The 23,302-nt window shown below is 57.3% G+C and carries 26 protein-coding genes; 21 read left to right on the top strand and 5 right to left on the bottom strand.

The features are described from left to right. The first annotated feature begins 222 nt into the window (after nucleotides 1-222). From VN114_RS09580 to VN114_RS09620, 9 genes are all read left to right on the top strand, one after another. On the top strand, nucleotides 223-2,271 hold the full coding sequence (locus VN114_RS09580; protein WP_325514288.1) for a primosomal protein N': 2,049 nt from the start codon (nucleotides 223-225) through the stop codon (nucleotides 2,269-2,271). Between the two features lie 23 nt (nucleotides 2,272-2,294). Continuing rightward, the gene (locus tag VN114_RS09585; RefSeq protein ID WP_325514290.1) at nucleotides 2,295-2,714 is read left to right on the top strand and encodes a lysozyme inhibitor LprI family protein; all 420 of its coding nucleotides are present in this window, start codon (nucleotides 2,295-2,297) and stop codon (nucleotides 2,712-2,714) included. Next, nucleotides 2,711-3,178 (top strand): GNAT family N-acetyltransferase, encoded by a 468-nt coding sequence (locus tag VN114_RS09590; protein ID WP_325514292.1) that lies wholly within the window; start codon nucleotides 2,711-2,713, stop codon nucleotides 3,176-3,178. Before VN114_RS09585 ends, VN114_RS09590 begins: the two co-directional genes overlap by 4 nt. Nucleotides 3,179-3,329: 151 nt before the next feature. Then, complete coding sequence (locus VN114_RS09595; protein WP_325514294.1) at nucleotides 3,330-3,860, top strand: MarR family transcriptional regulator; 531 nt, start codon at nucleotides 3,330-3,332, stop codon at nucleotides 3,858-3,860. Between the two features lie 75 nt (nucleotides 3,861-3,935). After that, nucleotides 3,936-4,457 (top strand): diaminobutyrate acetyltransferase, encoded by a 522-nt coding sequence (gene ectA / locus VN114_RS09600; protein WP_325514296.1) that lies wholly within the window; start codon nucleotides 3,936-3,938, stop codon nucleotides 4,455-4,457. A 50-nt stretch (nucleotides 4,458-4,507) separates the two neighbouring features. Then, a complete protein-coding gene (gene ectB, locus VN114_RS09605; protein ID WP_325514298.1) occupies nucleotides 4,508-5,800 on the top strand; it encodes a diaminobutyrate--2-oxoglutarate transaminase in 1,293 nt (430 codons plus the stop codon). Then, nucleotides 5,797-6,201 carry an ectoine synthase gene (locus tag VN114_RS09610; protein ID WP_325514300.1) on the top strand — a complete coding sequence of 135 codons (405 nt, stop codon included), beginning with the start codon at nucleotides 5,797-5,799 and terminating at the stop codon, nucleotides 6,199-6,201. Before ectB ends, VN114_RS09610 begins: the two co-directional genes overlap by 4 nt. Nucleotides 6,202-6,217: 16 nt before the next feature. After that, the gene (gene thpD / locus VN114_RS09615; protein ID WP_325514302.1) at nucleotides 6,218-7,141 is read left to right on the top strand and encodes an ectoine hydroxylase; all 924 of its coding nucleotides are present in this window, start codon (nucleotides 6,218-6,220) and stop codon (nucleotides 7,139-7,141) included. 64 nt (nucleotides 7,142-7,205) lie between these two features. Continuing rightward, nucleotides 7,206-7,820, top strand: coding sequence for a MarC family protein (locus VN114_RS09620; RefSeq protein ID WP_325514304.1), 615 nt, complete (start codon nucleotides 7,206-7,208; stop codon nucleotides 7,818-7,820). 63 nt (nucleotides 7,821-7,883) lie between these two features. On the opposite strand, the gene VN114_RS09625 is transcribed toward VN114_RS09620, so the two are convergent. Beyond that, on the bottom strand, nucleotides 7,884-8,414 hold the full coding sequence (locus VN114_RS09625) for a hypothetical protein (RefSeq protein WP_325514306.1): 531 nt from the start codon (nucleotides 8,412-8,414) through the stop codon (nucleotides 7,884-7,886). Nucleotides 8,415-8,675: 261 nt separating this feature from the next. On the opposite strand from VN114_RS09625, the gene VN114_RS09630 reads away from it, so the two are divergent. After that, on the top strand, nucleotides 8,676-9,035 hold the full coding sequence (locus VN114_RS09630; protein WP_325514308.1) for a BON domain-containing protein: 360 nt from the start codon (nucleotides 8,676-8,678) through the stop codon (nucleotides 9,033-9,035). Between the two features lie 79 nt (nucleotides 9,036-9,114). Here the strand turns inward: VN114_RS09630 and VN114_RS09635 are convergent, their stop codons facing one another. Next, nucleotides 9,115-9,588: an SRPBCC family protein gene (locus VN114_RS09635; protein ID WP_325514310.1), complete on the bottom strand. Its 474-nt coding sequence runs from the start codon at nucleotides 9,586-9,588 to the stop codon at nucleotides 9,115-9,117. A 159-nt stretch (nucleotides 9,589-9,747) separates the two neighbouring features. Between VN114_RS09635 and VN114_RS09640 the strand changes: the two genes are divergently transcribed. The 7 genes from VN114_RS09640 to VN114_RS09670 all read left to right on the top strand — a co-directional run bounded on the left by VN114_RS09640 (nucleotide 9,748) and on the right by VN114_RS09670 (nucleotide 16,160). Further along, nucleotides 9,748-10,398 (top strand): TrkA family potassium uptake protein, encoded by a 651-nt coding sequence (locus VN114_RS09640; RefSeq protein ID WP_325514312.1) that lies wholly within the window; start codon nucleotides 9,748-9,750, stop codon nucleotides 10,396-10,398. A 7-nt stretch (nucleotides 10,399-10,405) separates the two neighbouring features. Continuing rightward, nucleotides 10,406-11,767, top strand: a complete 1,362-nt coding sequence (locus VN114_RS09645; RefSeq protein ID WP_325514314.1) for a TrkH family potassium uptake protein — start codon at nucleotides 10,406-10,408, stop codon at nucleotides 11,765-11,767. A 127-nt stretch (nucleotides 11,768-11,894) separates the two neighbouring features. After that, on the top strand, nucleotides 11,895-13,946 hold the full coding sequence (locus VN114_RS09650; protein ID WP_325514316.1) for a UvrD-helicase domain-containing protein: 2,052 nt from the start codon (nucleotides 11,895-11,897) through the stop codon (nucleotides 13,944-13,946). Between the two features lie 50 nt (nucleotides 13,947-13,996). Beyond that, entirely contained in the window at nucleotides 13,997-15,373 is a 1,377-nt protein-coding gene (locus VN114_RS09655) for a chloride channel protein (RefSeq protein ID WP_325514318.1), read from the top strand. Further along, on the top strand, nucleotides 15,370-15,573 hold the full coding sequence (locus VN114_RS09660) for a SlyX family protein (protein ID WP_325514320.1): 204 nt from the start codon (nucleotides 15,370-15,372) through the stop codon (nucleotides 15,571-15,573). Before VN114_RS09655 ends, VN114_RS09660 begins: the two co-directional genes overlap by 4 nt. Before the next feature lie 18 nt (nucleotides 15,574-15,591). Further along, entirely contained in the window at nucleotides 15,592-15,906 is a 315-nt protein-coding gene (locus VN114_RS09665; RefSeq protein WP_325514322.1) for a DUF2288 domain-containing protein, read from the top strand. A gap of 29 nt (nucleotides 15,907-15,935) precedes the next feature. Further along, nucleotides 15,936-16,160, top strand: coding sequence for a VF530 family protein (locus tag VN114_RS09670; protein WP_325514324.1), 225 nt, complete (start codon nucleotides 15,936-15,938; stop codon nucleotides 16,158-16,160). Between the two features lie 21 nt (nucleotides 16,161-16,181). Here VN114_RS09670 and VN114_RS09675 read toward each other — a convergent pair whose 3' ends face one another. Continuing rightward, nucleotides 16,182-16,877 (bottom strand): hypothetical protein, encoded by a 696-nt coding sequence (locus tag VN114_RS09675; RefSeq protein ID WP_325514325.1) that lies wholly within the window; start codon nucleotides 16,875-16,877, stop codon nucleotides 16,182-16,184. A gap of 289 nt (nucleotides 16,878-17,166) precedes the next feature. Here VN114_RS09675 and VN114_RS09680 point away from each other — a divergent pair, with 289 nt between their 5' ends. Beyond that, a complete protein-coding gene (locus VN114_RS09680) occupies nucleotides 17,167-17,553 on the top strand; it encodes a hypothetical protein (protein ID WP_325514327.1) in 387 nt (128 codons plus the stop codon). Between the two features lie 126 nt (nucleotides 17,554-17,679). Beyond that, nucleotides 17,680-18,777 carry a DNA polymerase IV gene (gene dinB / locus VN114_RS09685; protein ID WP_325514329.1) on the top strand — a complete coding sequence of 366 codons (1,098 nt, stop codon included), beginning with the start codon at nucleotides 17,680-17,682 and terminating at the stop codon, nucleotides 18,775-18,777. Between the two features lie 51 nt (nucleotides 18,778-18,828). Here dinB and VN114_RS09690 read toward each other — a convergent pair whose 3' ends face one another. After that, complete coding sequence (locus tag VN114_RS09690; protein ID WP_325514331.1) at nucleotides 18,829-19,410, bottom strand: DNA starvation/stationary phase protection protein; 582 nt, start codon at nucleotides 19,408-19,410, stop codon at nucleotides 18,829-18,831. A 177-nt stretch (nucleotides 19,411-19,587) separates the two neighbouring features. Further along, nucleotides 19,588-20,259 carry an epoxyqueuosine reductase QueH gene (locus VN114_RS09695; protein ID WP_325514333.1) on the bottom strand — a complete coding sequence of 224 codons (672 nt, stop codon included), beginning with the start codon at nucleotides 20,257-20,259 and terminating at the stop codon, nucleotides 19,588-19,590. 202 nt (nucleotides 20,260-20,461) lie between these two features. On the opposite strand from VN114_RS09695, the gene VN114_RS09700 reads away from it, so the two are divergent. Further along, complete coding sequence (locus VN114_RS09700) at nucleotides 20,462-20,983, top strand: sigma-70 family RNA polymerase sigma factor (RefSeq protein WP_325514335.1); 522 nt, start codon at nucleotides 20,462-20,464, stop codon at nucleotides 20,981-20,983. Nucleotides 20,984-21,278: 295 nt separating this feature from the next. Next, nucleotides 21,279-23,294: a TonB-dependent siderophore receptor gene (locus VN114_RS09705; protein WP_325514336.1), complete on the top strand. Its 2,016-nt coding sequence runs from the start codon at nucleotides 21,279-21,281 to the stop codon at nucleotides 23,292-23,294. Nucleotides 23,295-23,302 lie beyond the last annotated feature (8 nt).

A 23,302-nucleotide genomic window follows, 5' to 3' on the forward strand; every position in this document is an offset into this window, starting at 1 on the left:
AATATATTCTTCGTGTTAGATAGATTTTTCCAAGCCATTGATTTTAAAAGGTTTTATTTGTGCGCAGGTTTTAGGCAATTTATTGAAACCCGCGTCAGTACTGGCGTTTCTGCCTGTCAATAGGATGTTATGCACAAAGTTATCCACAATGATTGTGGATAGTCGAAAAAGCGCTTATGAATCGGGTAGTTAGAACATCTCTTCAGGTATTACCTTAACTTTGTGAAACATTGCATCTTAAAAGTAGCGCTCGACACGCCGCTCGATTTCTGTTTCGACTATGCGTGGGTCGCCGCTGACGACGACGAGCCTGTGCCGCAAGTCGGGCAATTGGCGCTGTTACCGTTCGGCCGCCGCGAGGCAGTCGGGCTGATCGTCGGCATCGAACAGACCACGGATGTGCCGCTCGACAAGCTCAAGCAGGCGATTGCCGTGCGCGCGCAATTGTCACCGCTGTCTGCCGAATGGATCGCGTTGTGCGAGTTCGCCGCCGATTATTATCAGCGGCCGCTGGGCGAGGTGGCATTGCCGGGTTTGCCAAAGAATCTGCGCGCGGAAAAAACGACGTCGCTGGACCGTGCATTGAAGAAATTGGCGAAGCAGCCGCCAACCCATGATGCGACGCCCGCCGCGATGCCGCAATTGAATCCGGCGCAGCAGCAGGCGGCTGACGCGATTGCCGGTGCGGCGGGTTTTGCGCCGACGCTGCTGTATGGCGTTACCGGTAGCGGCAAGACGGAAGTCTATCTGCAGGCGGCGGCGCAAATTCTGGCGCGCAGCGACGGTAATGACCCGGCGCAGATTCTGATTCTGGTGCCGGAGATCAATCTGACGCCGCAACTCGAATCGAACGTGCGCGCGCGTTTTCCCGGCGTGACGGTGGCGACGCTGCACAGCGGCCTGGCCGAAGGCGAACGCATGACGCACTGGCTGTCTGCCCATCTCGGTCATGCGCGCATCGTGCTGGGTACGCGACTGGCGATTCTGGCCTCACTGCCGCATCTGAAGCTGATCGTCATCGACGAGGAACACGATCCGTCCTACAAGCAGCAGGAAGGTTTGCGCTATTCGGCCCGCGACCTGGCGGTATGGCGCGCGCATCAGCTGTCGATCCCGATCGTGCTCGGTTCCGCTACGCCCTCGCTGGAAACCTGGCATCACGCGCAATCCGGCCGTTATCGCAAGCTGGAATTGCGCGAGCGTGCCGTCAAGGATGCGGTATTGCCAAAGGTCGGCCTGATCGATCTCGAACGCAAGGCGCCACGCGAGCAGGTGACCGAAGGTCTCAGCGCGACATTGCTGGCGGCAGTGAAGCAGCGACTGGAGCGTGGCGAACAATCGTTGCTGTTCCTGAACCGCCGCGGTTATGCGCCGGTGATTTCCTGCGATTCCTGCGGCTGGATCAGCAACTGCACACGCTGCAGCGCCTACCTTGTCCTGCACAAACTCGATCGCATCTTGCGTTGTCATCATTGCGGATATGAGCAGCGTATTCCACGTTCATGCCCGGATTGCGGCAACGTCGATCTGCAACCGCTCGGTCGCGGTACGCAACGGGTCGAGGAAACATTGCAGGCGGTTTTTCCGGCTGCGCGCATTCTGCGTATCGATGCCGATTCGACGCGACTGAAAGGCAGTGCGCAGCAGGCGTTCGATGCCGTGCATCGTGGAGAGGTCGATATCCTGATCGGCACGCAGATGGTGGCGAAGGGGCATGACTTCCAGAACCTGACGCTGGTCGGCGTGCTGAATCCCGACACCGCCTTGTTCTCGCACGATTATCGTGCCGGTGAACGACTGTTCGCGCAATTGATGCAGGTCGCCGGCCGAGCCGGTCGCGTCGCGCAGAAGGAAGGCGGCAGTAGAAGCGAGGTGCTGATCCAGACCGGCTATCCGCAGCATCCGCTATACGACGCATTGCGGCAGCACGATTACGATACATTTGCGGCGGGTTTGCTGGAAGAGCGGCAACAGGCCGGTTTTCCGCCGTTCATGTACCAGGCGCTGTTGCGCGCAGAGGCGAAGGAATTGCAATTCGCGCTGGATTTCCTGCATCAGGCGATTGCCTGCGTCGAGCATCCCGGCATCACGATGAACGATCCGATTCCGATGACGATGACGCGCGTCGCCAATGTCGATCGTGCACAATTGCTGGTGGAATGCGCGTCGCGTCCTGCTTTGCAGGCTTTTCTGAAAATCTGGATTGCGGCATTGCGTGACATGAAGACGCGCGTGCGCTGGTCGCTGGAAGTCGATCCGGTCGATATCTGATCAATTTGCATGCAGGAGAAGAGATGAACGTCACGACATTGCTTTCCCGCGTTCTGATGTGCGCGATGTTGTCATCGGCAACCGGATTTGTGGATGCGCAAGACGCCGGAGTGATGGAAGAAGCGCTGCAGAACTGCGACCGCGATCAACAAACAATGAATTTCTGCGCACGCCATCGTTATGACGTGGCCGATAAAACACTGAACCAGGTCTATCGGGACAGCATGACGAAGCAGCAGGACAAGGCGGCACGACAACGCATGCGCGATGCACAGCGTGCGTGGATCACTTATCGCGACAAGGATTGTCTGGCACAGAACGGTCCGCGCGAAATGTCCGGTTCGATCTGGCCGTTGCAGCATTTCGCCTGCCTGGAACAGCACACGTTGCGTCGCACGGAAGATTTGCGCCAACAAGCATGTGGCATGGAAGGCTGCCGGTGAACACGCTCACATGGCAATGGGCGGCGTTCGATGAACTCGACGGCCCGACCGTACACGCGATAATGGCGGCGCGTCAGCAGGTTTTCGTGCTGGAACAGCAGTGCCTGTACCCGGATATCGACGGACTCGATCCGCGTGCATATCATCTGCTCGGCTGGCAGGTTGGCGATGGCGAACGCAAATTGACGGCGTATCTGCGCTGCTTCGCGCCGCGCGCAAAAGACGCGTATCAGAACGACGTTGTGCTGGGGCGTGTGCTGACCGTGCAGGCGGTGCGCGGCACAGGTTTAGGCAGGCAGTTGATGACGGAAGGCATGCGCCGTGTCGAGCAACATTTTCCTGGCTGCCGGGTTCGTATTTCGGCGCAACAGCATCTGCAGCGTTTTTACGACGATTTCGGATTCGTCGCGGTCTCGGATGGCTATATGGAAGACGGCATTCCTCACGTCGACATGCATCGATAACGGATTTTTTGCCTTGTCGATGTCAAATCATTCGTATACGAATGATTTGACATGAAGTAATTTGGCCGGTAACATGACCACGTTATTCAAACAGGGAATATCAAGGAAAACAGGAAAATGTGAGGTTGTTGTGACGCACGCGACAGAAAACATGGATGTCGCTAAACTCGCGGTCATGAATGACATCGCCCAACTTGTTGCCGTCAATGATTCGATCCGTATCCTGCAAAGCGTCCGCCGTATCGCGCAATGCGTGGAGCACCATTCGAAACGCCTGGCTGTCACTCACAACATCACATCGCCACAACTTGTGGCACTTCTGGCAATTGCCCAATTGGGGCCGAGCACGCTCAAATCCATCGGGCGCGCGATTCAGCTCAGCCCAAGTACCGTCGTCGGGATCGTCGACCGGCTCGAAGAAAAAGGCTTGGTCTATCGTGAGCGCGATACGCGAGATCGTCGCAACGTCTTCGTTGCGGTGACGGCCGCGGGGCAAACCGTTCTGGCCAATGCACCATCGGCCTTGCCGAACGGATTCGGCAGTGCGCTCGGCGCCCTGTCGGAAATCGAACGGCAGGCCCTGGTAGGCACGCTGGAACAGTTCGCAACCTTGCTGGAAGCAAAAATACCTGTAGAAACTGTGCAACACGCAGAACCAGGCGTTCCTGCCGCGCATAGCTGATTTCCTCCTGCTGACAAGTGTAACTGCGGCCTATTGAGGTTGCGGGGATCGCTTTTCTCGAAACAAGGAGAAAGCATGACCGCACAAGTACTTTCATCGGCTCCCGCGCAACCGATTTTGCGCAAGCCGACACGCAGCGACGGCGCCAATCTGCATGAACTGATCGCGCGCTGTCCTCCGCTGGATCTGAATTCCGGCTATGCCTATTTACTGCTCTGCGAACATCACGCCGATACCTGCGTGGTGGCCGAACTGGACGGACGTCTGGTCGGCGCAGTCACTGCCTATTGCCCGCCCGGCCGACCTGACACGCTGTTTGTCTGGCAGGTCGCCGTCGCGCCGGCGATGCAGGGGAAGCGCCTTGCATCGCGCATGCTCGACCGCCTGATCGAACGGTGCGCGGCCGAACGCAGCCTGCGTTTCGTCGAAGCCACCATCAGCCCGAGCAACATGGCATCACGCAAGTTGTTCACCGGCTTCGCCACACGCCACGGCCTGAACATCGCCGGCAGCCTGCTGTTTTCAGCGGCCGATTTCGGCAGCGGCGACCACGAAGAAGAATGGCTCTATCAAATCGGTCCGTGGCCGCGCGCCTGAGTGCGCGTCGCGAACCACCCATCCACCATCCATCCATAGGAGAAGCATTCATGCGTATATTCAACCGACTGGAATCCGAGGTGCGCGGTTACATCCGATCGTTCCCCACTGTTTTTTCAAAGGCACAGAACGCCGTTCTGATCGACGAAGGAGGAAGCGAGTACATCGATTTTCTCGCCGGTGCCGGCACGCTGAACTACGGCCACAACAACCCGGTGCTGAAACAGGCTGCCATCGACTACCTGACGGAAGACGGCATCGTGCACGGCCTCGACATGGCGACGACCGCAAAGAAGCACTTCCTGCAGACGTTCGAGAATTGCGTGCTGAAGCCGCGCAACCTGCAATACAAATTCCAGTTCACCGGACCGACCGGCACCAACGCGGTCGAAGCGGCGATCAAGCTGGCGCGTAACGTTACCGGTCGTCAGGGCATCATCTCGTTCACCAACGGCTTTCATGGCGTAACGCTGGGCGCACTGGCATTGACCGGAAATCGCAAGTTCCGCAATGCCGCCGGCGTGACACTCGGCGACGTGCATCGCGCACCATATTCTGGCTACTTCGGCATGAACATCGACACCATCGCCATGCTCGACAAGCTGATTGCCGATCCAAGCAGCGGCGTCGATCTGCCGGCGGCGGTCATCGTCGAATGTGTGCAGGGCGAGGGCGGCCTGAACGTCGCCGGCCTCAACTGGTTGAAGAAGCTGGAGCAACTCTGCCAGCGTCACGCCATCCTGATGATCGTCGACGATATCCAGGCCGGTTGCGGTCGCACCGGCACCTTCTTCAGTTTCGAGCCGGCCGGCATCAAGCCGGACATCGTCACGCTGTCGAAGTCGCTGTCGGGTTTCGGTCTGCCGATGGCGCTGCTGTTGATGAAGCCGGAGTTCGACGTCTGGAAACCCGGTCAGCACAACGGGACCTTCCGCGGCAACAACCTCGCTTTTGTCACCGCCGCCGCGGCGCTTGAGCATTACTGGAGCGACAACCGCTTTCAGGCAAGCATTCACAAGAAAGCGGCATTGATCGAAACCTTCCTCGACAAGCTGGTCACCGGCTATCCGCAGGCAAAACTGACGCGTCGCGGACGCGGCATGATGCAGGGCGTTGCCTGTGCGGATCCTGCGCTGGCAGATCGCATCACCTCCATCGCCTTCCAGAACGGATTGATCATCGAAACATCCGGCGGCAACGATGAAGTGGTCAAGCTGCTGATGCCGCTGACGATCGAACAGGAGACGCTGCTGAAAGGGCTCGACATTCTCGAGCAAGCCGTGGGTGAAGCCGTCAGCGAAGCAGGCAACGAGATCAAGTCGCATCGCGAGGTGGAAGCATGATCGTACGCAAGCTGCAGGACATCCTCGGCACCGAGCGCGACGTGCAGGCAAAAACATGGTGCAGTCGCCGGCTGCTGCTGGCGGAAGACGGCATGGGATTCTCGATGCATCACACCGTCATCTACGCCGGTACCGAAACGCACATCTGGTACCAGAACCATCTGGAAGGCGTGTACTGCGTGCAGGGAACGGGCTCGGTCGAACTGCTCGACAGCGGCGAAGTGTTCCGCATCGAGCCGGGCACGCTGTATGCGCTGAACAAGCACGACAACCACATGCTGCGCGCCGAAACCGACCTGCACCTGATCTGCTCGTTCAATCCGCCGCTGGTCGGCACCGAAGTGCATGACGAAAACGGCGTCTACGCGACGGCCGAACAAATGAAACAGGCCGCGGCCTGAGGAGACAGAAAAGGAGATGATCATGTTATCGCAAGACGCCTACCCAACTCGTACGCAGCAAAGCGCTGCGATTCTTGCGCGCCACGACCCTGTTGTCTATGACCGCGTATCGCGCGCGCAGACAGTGCAGCTTGATCAGGAACAGCGTGCGTCGTATCAGCAGAACGGATTTTTGATGATGCCGGATCTGTTCAATGCGGAAGAGGTCGCGTTTCTGTTCGATGCCATGCAGCGCATGCGCGAAGACTTCACCCATGCCGGACGTCCCGAGGTCATCGCCGAACCTGGCAGCGGAGAAGTACGCTCGATCTTCAATGTGCATCGGCTCAACGAGATCTTTGCCAACCTCGTCTGCGACCCGCGCGTGCTGAACGTGGCGCGAGAAATTCTCGGCAGCGACGTCTACATTCATCAATCGCGCATCAATTACAAGCCGGGCTTCAACGGCAAGGAGTTCTACTGGCATTCGGATTTCGAGACGTGGCACAGCGAGGACGGCATGCCGGCGATGCGCGCGTTGAGTTGTTCGATCCTGCTGACCGACAACAGCGAGGCCAATGGTCCGCTGATGGTGATTCCGGGCTCGCATCATCATTACGTGTCCTGCATGGGCGAAACGCCGGACGAGAACTACAAGAAGTCGCTGAAAAAGCAGGAAGTCGGTGTGCCGGATGAAATCCTGCTGCGCTATCTGGCCGACATGGGAGGCATCAGGTCGTGCACCGGCAAGGCCGGTTCGGTGATTTTCTTCGACTGCAACACGATGCACGGCTCCAACGGCAACATCACGCCGTATCCGCGCAGCAATGTGTTCTTCGTCTATAACAGCATCGACAATCAACTGGAAGCGCCGCGCAGCACATTGCAGCCGCGTCCGGAATTTGTTGCCGCGCGTGAAGGCATTGCGCCGCTTTCTCCGAAAGCACTGAACATCGATTGACGTCGGTTAATCGGCATCGACCGTTTCGCAGGAAGCGGCCGGTACCGCCGATTCGGGAGAGTCGATGGATCCCTACCTGCGTTCATTCGCACTGTTCTTTGCGTTGTTCAATCCGTTCCTGATGAGCATTTACCTGCTCGATCTGATTCGCGGGTTGCCGACGCCGACATTTACGCGGGTACTGATCCGCGGCAGTGTCATCAGTGCAACGGTATTCACCTTGTTTGCCTGGGGCGGCGAGGCGTTCTTTCGCGACTATCTGCAGGTGCGCTTTGCCTCCTTCCAGATATTCGGCGGCATCGTTTTTCTGTTGATCGGCTTGCGCTACGTCTTTTCCGGCGCGCATGCGATTGAAAGCCTGCGCGACAATCCGACTGTCATGGCAGGAAGCGTGGCCATGCCGATCATGATTGGTCCGGGGACGGTCAGTGCGTCGGTTGTGATCGGTACACGCCTGCCATTACCCGGCGCCATTGCAGTGATCGCCGGAACGCTGCTGCTGACCGTGATCATTCTGGTCACGATGAAGGTCGCCCACGACAAACTGAAAGAGCGACACGCTGCGATCACGGATCGTTACATCGACCTTGTCGGCCGCATGTCGGCATTGTTGATCGGCACGATTGCGATTGACATGATCGTGACCGGACTCGATAGCGTCGGATTTCCGGGAAATTAAAAAAGCCCTGCAAACGCGATGCGTCGTCAGGGCCTTTTTGTGATTCGGATTAGGGCGGCGGCGTCAAATGAAGTTCGGAGATGACAAGGGATCGAAGTCGACCCAGTCGCCTTCCACGATCTGTCCTTTCGCACGTTCCAGGTGCGTGGGGCCGATGGTGCGCAAGGTGTCGATCGCCCGCTGCTCTTCATCCTGACTGGAAATGCTCACCGCGACCAGCATGCCGGCCTGCCGCGTCGGCGGAATATCTTCCGCATCATCCGTTTGCGATAGCGATCCCACCAGAGAGCCGACGTGGGCGCCCAGTAACGAACCGACGACCGCGCCTAACGGACCGGTCACCGGCGCGGTGGCGAGACCTGCAGCACCACCGACGGCGCCGCCAACCCCCATCCCGGCAGCGCTGCCCTTGTCGCTATCCTCGGAACCAGGTGATTCATCCCGGTCGCCGCCGATCGGATAAAGATCGTGCTGGCCGGCCGGATTGACATAAAAAGTGCTGATCTGGGCAACTGGTGCTCCTGCCTGTTGAAGGGCGACAACAGCGCGTTGCGCTTCATCCTGTTGTTCAAAACGTGCGGCAATGATGGTCATGACGGCTCCTTTCCGGGGCAATTCACACCTTTACTGGACAGTGGAAGGCTGCCGGGAGTTCAAATCTGCCGTATTGGCTGTCAGACGATCCCGGCGGACCCGCCAATGTTTTGTTGCTGCCAGCGTTAACCCATTCAAAAATATTGTCCGACAGGATGCTTTTTCCCGGGAGCTATGGAATACTCGTCCGCGAAAGCGGTTCCAGCTTTCGCATAATTAAAGCAAATAAACGACAAACTGTTAGACACTGGAGGAGTACATATGACGACCATTCAACGCGCTTTGGCACTGGCTGCCGTTTCGGCATTGCTCGCTGGCTGCGCCACCACCGATACGGCTGACAAAAAGGCAGAAGCGAAACCGGCAGCAGCGCCTGCCGCCGCGCCAGCTGCAGCCGCAGCACCTGCCGCTGCCGATCCGGCACTGACCAAGAGCGTGCAGGCCGCACTGGCAAAAGAAGCGCAACTGAAAGGCGCCAAGATCACCGTGAATGCAACCACGGATGGCGCAGTGACGCTGAGCGGCGAAACCAAGAACGACTGGCAGCAATACCTGGCCGGTGACATCGCCAAGAAAACCACTGGCGTCAAATCGGTCAAGAACTCGATCAAGGTTCCCTGAATAATTTGCGTACAGCAGTAAATGAAAACGCCGGGCATGTCCCGGCGTTTTTTTGTGTTTCAGTTTTGCGATTGTGCTTTCAGATCGGCAGATTCAGTCGCCCTTCGTCGGCCATCTGGCGAATGACCTTGATGGTATCGATATCGGCCTCCTTGTAGGCAGAGCGACGAAACTCGTTGTAGAACGCATCCGCATCGTCTTCACCGCGACCGTCGTCATACTGGAAGCGGACGAACAGACTGCCGGCTTCCGGCTCCTCGATCGTCATGACGAGGCTGGACGTCGGAATGTCGCCCTGTGCCGGCACGTCATAACGGACAGTGTGCAGCGGCGTGAACGTCACCGTGTCGCGAATGTGCAATGCGTCGTAGCGCAGTTCGCGCTGCAGCGTCGCAGCGTCGCGCGCCAGCAGCATGCATTCGTCCAGCCATGGCACGAACAACTTCGGCGCTTCCGCACGCATCACGAGGCCGCGCCACAGTTGATCACGGGTCAGCGAATCGATCAGCGGATTGCCCGGATCGTTGATTTCAATCAGGTGTTCGAATTGCATAGAGAATGATGAGGATGAAATGTAATGCGAAAGAACGTTGCGACAGTCTATGCAGATATTGTACTGCGCATGCTTCCGCGCCAAGGGTGCGGCGTCGCACATTCGTCGTTTTCAATTGTGGTTTAATGCCCGTTATCCAATTTTCGCGTCAGTCATCCCATGAAACGCACATTCACTGTTGTCGGTCTGGGCGCGTTCGGTTCTACCGTTGCGCGCGAGTTGTCCCGCCTGGGTAATGACGTGCTGTGCATCGACATGAATGCCGAACGTGTCAACGAGATTGCCGACGATGTCACGCAAGCCGTCGTCGCCGACGCGCGCAATGAAGACACGCTGCGCGATCTGGGCGTGCACGAAAGCGATGCCGTCGTCGTCGCCATCGGCGAAGACCTTGAAGCCAATATTCTGGTCACGCTGACCGTCAAGAACATGCCGAAGCCGGAAGTCTGGGCCAAGGCGCTCAACCACAATCACCATCGCATCCTGCACAAACTGGGCGCAGACCATATCGTGCATCCCGAACATGAAATGGGCATGCGTCTCGCGCACGCGATGATGTATCCGGAAGTGGTCGATTACATCAGCCTCGGACATGATGTGTTTACGGTCGAGGTGCGCGCGTCCGAAAAAATCGCGGGACAGACGATCGCCGCGATGAAGCTGGAAGAAAACGATGTGCGTCTGCTGCTGGTCAAGCATCAGCGCGATATCCTGACGCCGCCGCCCGCCGATTATGTCTTCCGCCTCGGCGATCAGCTTGTGCTGGCGGGCATGCTGCAAAACCTGCGCAATATTTCCGTCTATCTATGAGGCGTGCATGAGGCGCGGATTTCAGCCGCCGATGCTGGTGCGGCAGGTCGAGCGGCAAGTCCTGCGACTGACGCCGCCGCAGGCGCTGATCCTGTCGTTCATCGGGTTGTCGCTGGTCGGTGCCTTGTTGCTGAAACTGCCGATCGCCAGCAATGAGCCGACGAGCTGGATGCAGGCGCTGTTCACGGCGGTTTCTGCTTCCACGATTACCGGACTGTCGGTGGTCGATGTCGGCACGCATTACACCCTGTTCGGACAATGGGTGTTGCTGGGTTTGATTCAACTTGGCGGCATCGGCCTGCTGACGTTTGGTGTGCTGATCATTCATCTGGCCAGCGGCCGGCTGACCTTGCGCAATCGTGCGGCGATGCAGGATTCGTTCAACCAGAGCGGTCGGCTCGACATGCAGCGACTGCTGCGCGTGCTATTTCTCTTCATTGTCTGTATCGAATTGCTTGGCACGGCATTGCTGGCGTTGCAGTGGGTGCCGCAAATGGGCTGGTCGCGCGGCCTGTTCCACAGCTTCTTTCATGCGGTCTCGGCATTCAACAATGCCGGTTTCGGCCTGGAGTCGCACAGCCTGGCGGCCTACGTCGGCAATCCGCTGGTGAATCTTGTCATATCCGGCCTGTTCATTTCCGGCGGCCTCGGCTTTGCGGTGATTGCCGATTTGCGCGCGCGCAAACGTTTTCACGAGATGACGCTGCAAACCAAGTTGATGCTGGTCGGCACACTGGCCATCAACCTGATCGCGATGCTGGTACTGTTCGCGCTGGAGTATGGCAATCCCGATACGCTGGGTGCGTTGCATGGTATCGGCGCGAAGCTGTGGGCGAGCTGGTTTCAGGCGGTGGCACCGCGCTCGGCGGGTTTCACCACGATGGATGCGGCGCAACTGATGCCGGCTACCGCATTCTTCATCATGATCCTGATGTTCATCGGTGCCGGCAGCGGTTCGACCGGCGGCGGTATCAAGCTGACAACCTTCATCGTGTTGCTGGTGTCGACGCGCGCCTTCCTGCTGCAACAGCACCGGCCGGTATTGTTCGGTCGCAGCATCGATGCATCGATGACATTGCGTGCGCTGGCCGTCACGATGATCGCCGTACTGTGCGTGATCGCCGGTACGTTCCTGCTGATGCTGACGGAGAACGTCGGTTTTCTCGATGTGGCCTTCGAGGTGGTTTCCGCGGCATCGACCACCGGGCTGTCGCGCGGCCTGACGCCGACTCTGTCGACGGCCGGGCAGTGCATCGTGATGGTGCTGATGCTGATCGGTCGCGTCGGTCCGCTGACGCTGGCTTTCACGCTGGCCAATCCGCGCGGCGCGGATATCGAATACCCGGCCGGCCGCGTCAACATCGGTTGAAGGGTCACCAATCCTGAACTTGTCGAATGTATATCGAACGGACTTCGCCCGTGAACGGTATCGGCGGCAGAGTCGGCGCTGATACAATGAGGCGCTCTAAAGTCTTGAATCGCTCCGCATTTCTCTGATGTCTTCCTCCCCGAACAATGTCCACGGTCTGAACGCGCCGCAGCGCGAAGCCATCCAGTACATGGACGGCCCGTGTCTGGTGCTGGCGGGTGCGGGTTCGGGCAAGACGCGCGTGATCACGACCAAGATCGCGAGCCTGATCGAGGACCACGGTTACGATGCGCGCAACATTGCCGCGCTGACCTTTACCAACAAGGCAGCGCTCGAGATGCAGGAGCGTATCGCCAAGTTGCTGAAAGAGCCGAAGCAGGCCAGGCAGCTGACGGTCAGTACCTTTCACTCGCTCGGCGTCAAGATTCTGCGGCAGGAAGCGCAGGAACTCGGCTTGAAGGACCGCTTCTCGATCATGGACAGCGACGATTGTTTTTCGCTGGTGCAGGATCTGGCGGTGACGACCGACAAGCAGTTGATTCGTCGCATCCAGACCGCGATGTCATTATGGAAGAACGGCTTGATCGATCCGGACACGGCGTTGAAGCAGGCGAAGGACGAAGATGAAGCGCAGGCTGCGCGCATCTATCGCAACTACGTCGCCACACTGTCGGCTTATCAGGCGGTGGATTTCGATGATCTGATTCGCCTGCCGGTCGAGCTTTTCCGCAATAACGAACCGGTGCGCGACAAGTGGCAGCGCCGGTTGCGTTATCTGCTGGTTGACGAATATCAGGATACGAACACCTGCCAGTACGAACTGGTCAAGCTGCTGGTGACCGGCCTCGGCAAGAAGCCGATGTTCACGGCGGTGGGCGACGACGATCAGGCAATCTACGCGTGGCGTGGCGCGACAATCGAAAACCTGAAACAGTTGCAGGTCGATTTTCCCGATCTGAAAGTGATCAAGCTCGAACAGAACTATCGTTCCAGCACGCGTATCCTGCAGGCCGCGAACTCGGTCATCGCGAATAACCCGAAGCTGTTCGAAAAGGCATTGTGGTCCGAGCATGGCCTCGGCGACCCCGTCAAGGTGCTGGCGATGCAGGACGACGATCAGGAAGCGGAGCAGGTTGCGATCATGCTGTCGGCGCACAAGTTCGAACGGCGCGCGAAGTTTTCCGATTACGCGATCCTGTATCGCGGCAATCATCAATCGCGCGTGATCGAACAGGCGTTGCGCAAGGAACGCATTCCGTACACGATCTCCGGCGGCCAGAGTTTTTTCGACCGCGCCGAGATCAAGGACATCATCGCGTATCTGCGCCTGATTGCGAACGAGGATGACGATCCGGCGTTCATTCGTGCTGTCACGACGCCGAAGCGCGGCGTCGGTCAGTCGACGCTGGAGACACTCGGCGCATTCGCCGGGCAATGGCAGTGTTCGTTGTTCGAAGCCGTGTTCAAGGGCGGCCTTGAAGCGAAACTGGCCGAACGTCAGCTGACACCGCTGCGCGAGTTCTGCACCTTCATCAACAATCTCGAACATCACGCTCATCGTGAAGGACAGGCGGCCGCGCTGCTCGACGACATGATGAAAGAGATCAATTACGAAGCCTACCTGTACGACAATTTCGACGATCGGCAGGCACAGGCAAAGTGGCAGAACGTGATCGACTTCACGACGTGGCTGAAGGAAAAAGGCAGCGGCGGCAAGGACGGCACTGACGAACATCGCAGTCTGCTCGACCTGACGCAGATGGTGGCGCTGATGTCGATGCTGGAAGGCAAGGATGAAGAGCCGGATGCGGTACGCATGTCGACGCTGCACGCATCGAAAGGACTGGAGTTTCCGCACGTGTTTCTGGTCGGCGTCGAGGAAGGCATCCTGCCGCACAAGGGTGATCCCGATGCACCGGTCGAAACGCTGGGCGCACGCATCGAGGAAGAGCGTCGCCTGATGTACGTCGGCATCACGCGCGCGCAACGCTCACTGCATGTCACCTGGTGCAAGAAGCGAAAACGCGCGCGTGAGCATGTGCATTGCGATGTCTCGCGCTTCATCAAGGAAATGAAGCTGGATGAAGGCGATGCGGTGCCGACCGAAGATGAAATCATCACACCGCAGAATCGACTCGCGAACCTGAAAGCATTGCTGCAAAAACCCAAGGCCGCGTAAGACGGTTCGGCCGCCTGGCACTACGCGCGTGCATCACGATTGGACTGAATATGCCCGATACCTCCACCAACTGGATCAGGAAGCGTCTGCGTCACACGGCACGCATTTCGCGCCATTCGTTTCGCATTGCGATCTTTCTGGGCGGTGCCGTTTTTGTGGCGCTGTTTTCGCTGCTGTTCGCGGTCATCGCGGAGAAAATGCTCGCATGGAATCACGGCATCACGCAGGCATATTGGTGGAGTGCCTTGCTGATGCTGCCGCCTGCTTTTGCATTGATTCGCTGGCTGACGATCAGGCTCGCCCCTGAAGCGCGCGGCAGCGGCATTCCGCAAGTGATGGCGGCAATGAACATGCCGGTGTGTGCAGACCAGACGAGGCTGGTATCGATGCGCCAGGCCATGTGGAAGATCGTGCTGACCGCAGCGGGTTTGCTGGCCGGCGCATCGATCGGCCGCGAAGGCCCGTCGGTACAGGTCGGCGCGGCAGCGATGCTGGCATGGGGAAAATGGTGGCAGAAACGGCCGCGCCTTGGAATCGGTTTTCGTCCTGAAGCGTTGATTGCGGCCGGCGCGGCGGGTGGACTGGCGGCCGCATTCAATACGCCGCTGGCCGGCGTCGTGTTCGCCATCGAGGAACTGGGGAAGGGTAGCGTCGTGCGCTGGGACCGGCTGGTGATGTCAGCGGTGCTGGGCGCCGGCTTCATCTCGCTGGCGCTGGTTGGCAACAATCCCTACTTTCAGTTGAACGAAGCGATCCACATGATGCAGATTTCATGGCCGGCGGTCGTGGCGTGCGCATTGATCAACGGCGTGCTTGGCGGTCTGTTTGCCAAGGCGCTGCTCGCCGGGCCGTCGGCATGGATTCCCGCACGCCATCGCGCATGGCCGCAGCGGCATCCGATCTGGCTGGCGGCCATCTGCGGTTTGCTGGTTGCGTTGCTCGGCATGCTGACGGGCGGCGCAACCTACGGCACCGGTTACGAACAGGCCGCGGCCTTGCTGAATGGCGCACCCGGCGAACACGCACTGTTCGGTATCGCGAAGCTGGGCGCAACGATCTTTTCCTATCTGGCAGGCATTCCGGGCGGCATCTTCACGCCGTCGCTGGCGATCGGTGTGGGGATCGGGGACAATATCGCGCATCTGTTGCCGATGGCGGTCGATGTGCGACTCATCGCGTTGCTGTCGATGGCCGGTTTTCTCGCCGCGGCGACGCAGGCGCCGATCACGGCCACCGTCATCGTGATGGAAATGACGCGTACACAAGACGTGACGCTGATGTTGTTCGCGACGACATTGGCAGCGTCGTTCGTGTCACGACAATTTTGTCCGCGACCGTTCTATCACACGGTGGCGCGCAACTTCCGCCGCGAGGCAATGCATAAACATCAGGCCGCGCAACATGCGGCATCGGGAACGAACAAATGAACGAAGACCGCATTGTCGATATCGAGATCAAGCTGACGCGCCAGGAAGATCTCGTTGATACACTCAACAAGACTGTGTACGAACAGCAAAAGAAAATCGACGAACTGGAAGCGCTGTGCATGGCACTCGTGCATCGCGTCAAGGATCTGGTCGATGCCAGCCAGCAGACGCCTCTCAACGAACCGCCGCCGCATTATTGATTCATCAAGCGAAGAAACATGACGACACCAGAACAGGAGCAGCAAATGCTCCATGCCAAACTGAATATGGAAACATCGCAGATCGCGTGGTCAGAACTGCTGCGCTTTTTTGCCGGCGGTCACGTGATCGTCGTCAGTAACGATCTCGATCTGGTCGATGTGGCGGCGCGGTTTTCGATCGACGATACGGCCGCGGTACAGCAATGGCTGAGCGATGGAAAAATTGCGCGGGCGACCGACGAGCAGGCGCGTGCATGGCTGGAACCGGATGCGTTACTGTGGACAGTTGTCGCGCGGCCGTGGGTGCTGGTGCAGGAAAACAAGCCGGCGTGACGTCGCGCATACCGGTTGGACATACGCACATGACGAACGCATCGCAATCCGATCATCCGCTGCACGGGCAAACGCTGGAGAAGATTCTGCTGGCGCTGGTCGACCGCTATGGCTGGGAAGAACTGGGGCGCCGTGTCGACATTCGTTGCTTCAACATCGATCCGAGCATCAAGTCGAGTCTGACATTCCTGCGCAGGACGCCGTGGGCACGCAGTCAGGTGGAACAACTGTTTGTGGAAATGTCCGGCCGCTGAAGGCCGGACCGACTGCATTGCTTACAGCTTCGATTGGTGATGCACGGCGACCAGCAGTGTTGCCAGTGTCGACAGGACTGCGCCGAAATGTGCTTCCGGCTCCGTGTTGTCCCAGATGTAGTGCGCCATCACCGATTCAAACTCCTTGCTGCGCTTTTTCTGCGTGACATTGTGCGCGCGCGTGATGGCTTTCAGAAACTGGCGACGCATGTTCGGCAGGACCGGCATGTGTTCGCTGTCATCGAGAAACTCGAAGCCGCTCGGCATTGAATTTCCCTTGATCTGGAATTCCAGCCGTTCGAACACGGCGGGCGGCAGATCCTTCACCAGTTCGCAACCATCTTCATTCAGCTTCAGCACCATGCTGAAACCGGCAGGATAAATCACGTCCTCATCTTCGCGTTCCGACAGGAATACCGCGAGACGTAGCGAATAAGCGGCGAGTCGCGCATCTTCCTGACGACTGGTCCGGCTGGTGCGTGTTGCCGGCCAGAACACCAGGGTGCCGGGCGTGCTTTCGTCGTTGGGATCGGGGAAGAATTCGCAGACGATGTCATCTGCGCTATCGCCGGCAACGGACAGCATCTTCATGACGGGTGCGGCGAGGTCGTTGAGGATGGAGGCCGCGATCGCGCCGGTGGCGGCGATATCGGCGTTTGTCAGGTCTTCGACGATGTAGCCGGCGAGCGGTTTCAGTAAGGCGTTCGGGTCGAGCATGGGAGGTTTTCTCAATGAATTGTGTCGGAGTCGTTGCAATATAGCGTAAAGCTTGCAACGGCGAAACGGAAACATGCCGAAGAAGCGCCGTCAAATTGAATCGAGAAGTGCGTCTTGAATGAAGCAATGAATGTGAAGCAACGCACATTGCACGACAGACAGTATGAACTTTGAATGGAAGGCCAAGTCAGTAATAGGGCAAGCGCTGCCTGGCGTGTACGTTGTCGGGCAGCATTGATTTCGTGCGCAATGTTTGTGCCGGAATTTCTTCACAAGAAAAGGAGTTGCCATGACTAAATTACAAACCATGTTTGCAGGTGTTGCACTGGCGATGTTTTCGCAATTTGCTGCCGCGCAATCAACGGGTGTCACGACGGTGCCCGCCGCATCAGCGCCGCCTGCCGGCGATCCTGCATACACTGACCAGTCGCGTGCGAATCGCACCAACGACCCTTACGTGAAAAAACGCGTGCAAGTAAAAGAAGCAAAGCAGGAATACAAGGCTGACAAGGCCGCTTCCAAGGCGGAATACAAGGCTGACAAAGCTGCTTCCAAGGAGGAATACAAGGATGCTAAAAAAGCCGCCAAGCAGGAGCGCCGGGAAGCAATGCCGTTGGTGAAAGACCGCGGCGGCGCGCTGAATCCGGAAGCGACACCGGGCACACCGCGTAACTGATTTGCGTAATTGGTTTGCCGAGCCGGATATTTTCCGGCAGGCATGATGGCGCGCCGCTGCACGTCTGTGTAGCGGCGCGTTTTTTTTATTGCGCCGGTAAAATGCCTTCTTTTGCCGGTCCTTGTTGTGGCGTCTGCATCTTTCCGAAAAATCATCCATTGCGATTGCGACTGCTTTTACGCCGCGGTCGAGATGCGCGACGATCCCGCGTTGCGCGACAAGCCGATCGCTGTCGGCGGCCGGCCGGAGCAGCGTGGTGTGGTGGCAACCTGCAATTACGAGGCGCGCAAATACGGCGTGCGTTCCGCGATGGCGACGGCACAGGCGCTGCGTCGTTGCCCCGACCTGATTGTGCTGCCGCCGGCGATGGACAAATACCGGGTCGCCTCTCGTCAGATTCTTTCCATTTACCGCGATTACACCGAACTGGTCGAACCGTTGTCGCTCGACGAGGCCTATCTGGATGTGACACACGCTTCGGCACAGCGCAGCGCAACAGCGATTGCGCAGGAGATTCGCGAACGTATTTTTGAAACGGTCGGCATTACCGCTTCCGCCGGCATCGCGCCGAACAAGTTCATTGCGAAAATCGCCAGCGACTGGAACAAGCCGAACGGGCAGTTCGTCGTCAAACCGCAGCAGGTGGACGCCTTTGTTTCCGTGCTGCCGGTTTCCAAGCTGTTCGGTGTAGGCAAGGTTACTGCGGCACGCCTGAATCAACTTGGCGCAGAAACCTGCGGTGATTTGCGTACATGGCCGTTGCATGAATTGCTGCAGCATTTCGGCAAGTTCGGCGAGCGTTTGTACGATCTGTGTCGCGGCATCGACGAGCGCCCGGTCGATCCGAGCAGCGAGCGCAAATCGGTGAGCGTCGAAGAAACCTATTCGACCGATCTGCACGATCTCGACACGTGCCGGCAAGAGATGCGCGACCTGATCGCAAAACTGCATGCACGCGTGCAACGCGCACAGGCCGGCGATAACGTACACAAACTGTTCGTCAAGATTCGCTTTGCCGATTTTTCCCGAACGACGGCGGAGTGCGTGATGTCATCGATCGACGAGGCCACGATCGACAATCTGCTGGAAACGGCGTTTCAACGGCGACAGTTGCCGGTACGCCTGCTCGGCGTTGGAATACGCTTGAGCGAACAAAAGTCTGAGAAAGCAGACGAGCAGTTGCACCTGTTCGGCAGCGATCGCGAAACGGTGAACGACCTGTAAAACAAACAGCACATCCCTTGCGGCGATGCGCTGTCGAAAGTCACGGATAAATCAGTGGCCGGTCGAATCGCTGCGTCGATTTGCCTCGAACAGGAACCAGGTCCGCTGTTCGGTTTCGTCTATCCAGTTTTCAATCAGGCTGGCGGTGGCGATGTCGCGATGTTCATCGCAGACGTCGTGGGCTTCGCGCAGGCTGGTTGCCAGTTGCTTGTTGTCTTCCTGCAGTTCTGCCAGCATGTCGCCCGGCTCGACATATTCGGCGTCGTTATCGAGAATGCGCTGACGGCGTGCAATATCGCCGATCGAACGCAGGGTCGGCTGGCCGATCTTGCGAATGCGTTCCGCAATCAAATCCACCATTGCATAAATTTGTACCGCCTGTTCGTCCAGCAGCAGATGATAATCACGGAAATGCGGACCGCTCATGTGCCAGTGGAAGTTCTTGGTTTTCAGATAGAGCGCAAAGACGTCCGCCAGAACGTCGTTCATGGCCGCCGCGATATCGCGCGTGCCGGCTGTCTTCAGATCGCTTGGCGTTGCCAGGGTCGCGGTGCGACGGGCGGCGACACTGCCTTTGGCCTTGCCGGATTTGGCGGCGGGCTTCGCCGCTTTTGCTGCTTTCGTTGTTTTCATGGGAGTTTCTCCTTTGTTGGAAAACGATAGAGTCGATGGATGCCGGTAAGTTTCTGCGCAGGGCGCTTGTTGAAAAGATGGGACGGAGAAAAGAAATTGCAAGAGACAAAAAGCCCGGCGTCAGAGCCGGGCTTTTTGAATGTTTCTATTGCGGAGATGGGCAATTCGATCGACATGTCACTCGCCTTCTGTCGACGTACTTTCCTTGCCGTAGAACAGTTCACCGAGCTTGATGCGATCGCGGCCATTCTCGCGACGATGGCGGTTGGTATCGCGCAGTGAGTAGACGCAGCCGCAATATTCCTGCTGATAGAAATTCTCGCGCTTGGAGATTTCGATCATGCGCGCGGAGCCGCCTTTTTTACGCCAGTTGTATTCCCAGTAAAGCATGTCCGGATACTTGGCTGCTGCGCGCACGCCGCAGTCGTTGATCTGGTCCATGTTCTTCCAGCGCGAGATGCCAAGCGAACTGCTGATGACCGGAAACCCGTGTTCGTGTGCATACAGCGCCGTGCGTTCAAAGCGCATGTCGAAGCACATCGTGCAGCGAATGCCGCGCTCAGGTTCGTTCTCCATGCCTTTGGCGCGTTCAAACCAGTTGTCGGTGTCGTAATCGGCATCGATGAACGGCACGTTGTGCTTCTCTGCAAAGCGGATGTTTTCTTCCTTGCGCAGCAGGTATTCCTTCTCCGGATGGATATTCGGATTGTAGAAAAAGATCGTGTAGTCGATGCCGGACGCCAGCATGGCTTCCATCACTTCGCCCGAGCAAGGAGCGCAGCAGGAATGCAGCAAGACCTTGCCGGGTTTGGCCGGAAGGGGAATGGGTTCGCGTTTGAAGTCGGTCATGCTTTTGGTTCGTCAGAAAGGCGCGAATCGAGACGGTGCGCCAAGTCGTCATGGTAGCAGAAGCCATGCGCGGCGCGAGTTCGTCGCTCCTGAAGAAGGGGGAAAGCCGCCCTATATCCTGCGGAATGTCACAAATTACTGGAAATTTAACGTCTCTCTAATATAATGAGAATTATTCTCATTATTATTATTTGGCAAATCAATGGAAGTGTCTGCTGACTGGCAGCTCCTGCAGGAAGTGTTCGTTGCCCATCACGGGCAACTCAGAAGCATCGCGCTGAATATCGTGCGCCGTGCCGAACTGGCCGACGAGATCGTGCAGGAAGCCTACCTCAAGGTGGCGGGCAGCAATAGCGCGGCGCGCATCGACAAGCCGTTCTGCTATTGCTGTCAGATCGTTCGCAATCTGGCGATCGACAATTATCGACGGCACGCGATGGAATCGGGTTATCGCAAGTTCGATGTCGAAGTGGAAGAACTGGATGTACCGGGATATGCGACGCCCGAAAAAATACTCAGCGAAAAACAAATGTTGAAAGCCGTCGAGCAGGTTCTGGAAAACCTGCCTGCGCGAACGCGTCATGCTCTGGAGTTGTGCCGGCTCGACGACATGAGTCAGCGCGATGCCGGCCGCAATCTCGGTTGTTCCGCCACGCTGGTCAATTTCATGATCAGGGATGCGTCGAACGCGCTGCGCATCTGCAAACATTTTCTCGACGATTGAAAAAAGAGAGGCGCACTCATTCATCGAATAGTCAAATCACGTGGGTGATTTGTGACCGGATAACTGATTCATTAAAAAAGCACCAGCCAGCCGCAACTGTCAGCCAGTGTTTCATACCAAAAGGGGAAATACTGTGTTGTATAGGAAAACACCTATTGCGGCAGGCATCGCCTGTGCGGCAATGTCCGGACTTGTCCTTGCGCAGCAAGTCGATGTTCAAAAAGATTCCGGTAACGAAGCGGCACTTGCAACCACGACGCTGCCGGCGGTGCAAGTCACGGCAGTTCAGGACGCCATGACCGAAAAGTCCGGGTCATACGCGACCGGCGCTGCGACCGTCGGTTCGAAGATTCCTCAATCGCTGCGAGAGACGCCGTTCTCCGTCAGCGTCGTCACGCGTCAGCGCCTGGACGATCAGAACTTGACGACCATCGAAGACGCGTTGAAGCAGACGACGGGTGTCGTCATCCAGCGTTTCGACGGTGCAGGAAATTTCAATACGATTCAGTCGCGCGGTTTTGATATCGGCTCGATTCAACTTGACGGTATTCCGATCAGTCAGGACGGCAACTACGCAACCGGCTTCGATACCGCGATTTACGATCGCGTTGAATTGCTGCGCGGACCGGCAGGTTTGTTGCAAGGCGCGGGCGAACCTGGCGGTACGGTCAATCTTGTGCGAAAACGTGCGCAATCTCAATTTGGCGGCGGCGCCAATGTGCAGTACGGATCGTGGGATGCGCGACGAGCCGAAGTCGATGTGACCAGCAAGCTGAATGAATCCGGCAGTGTGCGCGGACGTGTTGTCGGTTTGACGGATAAGCGCGACTCTTTTGTCGATATTGTCAAAAGCGACAAATCCCTGTTTTATGGAACCGTGGAAGTCGATTTGACACCGCAGACAACCTTGTCGGTTGGTGCAACCAAACAGAAAATCAATGCGGTTCTCGACCAGGGCCTGCCCACATACGTGGATGGGAAACTGATTGATTTTTCGCGCTCGACATTTGCGGGGACAAATTCAAACGATCAAGACGCCGATAGCAGCGACATGTTCGCGGAACTGGAACACCATCTCGATAATGGCGGCTTGCTGAAACTGGTCGCACGACAAACGGATCGCTCAATGGAATATTACGGCGGCCGTTCAGCGGCACCGTGGGCCTATCCTTTGCTACCTTCCGATTCGTTCGGCTTGCAGACGTCGCATTTCAAGCGTGAAACACGTAATCGTAACGTGGACGCCTATGTGGTGACGCCATTTGAAATGGTTGGAAGACGACATCAATTATTGCTTGGGGCAAGTTATTCAACCGAAGAGGCTATGAGTGTGTCCAGAACGACACCAGCTCTTACACCTACTGTTGCGGGATTAAATAACCATGACATCACACTTCCCGCATTGCCGCTCGGCCCTTACAGCTCGGAAACAAAGCAAACGCAAAAAGGACTATACGGACAGATTCAACTGAAGCCGAGTGACAACTGGACGTTCCTTCTGGGCGGCCGGTTCAGCAAATATGAAACCGAAGCACGCAATCCGATTACAGGCGCGGAAGGAAAAGGCAGCAATCCAGGTACGAAATTTCAGCCGTTGGTCGCCGCACTTTATGAACTCGATAACCATTCTTCGTTGTACGCAAGCTATGCCGAAACTTTTGTCGGACAATCAAATCAAGACAAGGCCGGCAATATCCTGTCACCAAAAAGCGGTTCGCAGGTCGAGCTTGGCATCAATAGCGAATGGATGAACAAACGCTTGAATACGCATTTCGCGATATTCCAGATTATCGACAAGGACCGTGCAATAGCGGATGCGCCAAGTTCCACCACATTTGTGAATAGCGGCAAAGTACGAAGCCAGGGTTTTGAGGCGGAAGTCAGCGGCCAAGTCCGTCCGGGATGGGAGATAACAGCAGGCTACGCTTATACCGACCTGAAGACCCTGGAACAGGGGTCAACCAACGTGACGAATAATTTCAATGCAGTGACGCCAAAACACAATGTCAACCTGTGGACCAATCACACTTGGCAGGATGGGATGTTCAATCGCTGGAGTGCAGGAGCCGGTTTGAGGGCGATCAGCGGCATATATTCTCAACCGACAACAACTTCGGTACGCATTGATCAAGGCGGTTACATGCTGGTCGATGCACGAATTGGCTATCAGTTTGACCCAAAGACCACAGTCAGCTTGATGGTGACGAACCTGTTCGACAAGCATTACTATGAAAAAATCAGTTCGACATCGCGTCAGAACTTTTATGGAGAACCTCAGGCGTTCACGTTGTCCGTCAACAGAACTTTCTAGACGTGCAT

The organism is Oxalicibacterium sp. (genome assembly GCF_035565035.1).
GTDB lineage: Bacteria > Pseudomonadota > Gammaproteobacteria > Burkholderiales > Burkholderiaceae_D > Oxalicibacterium.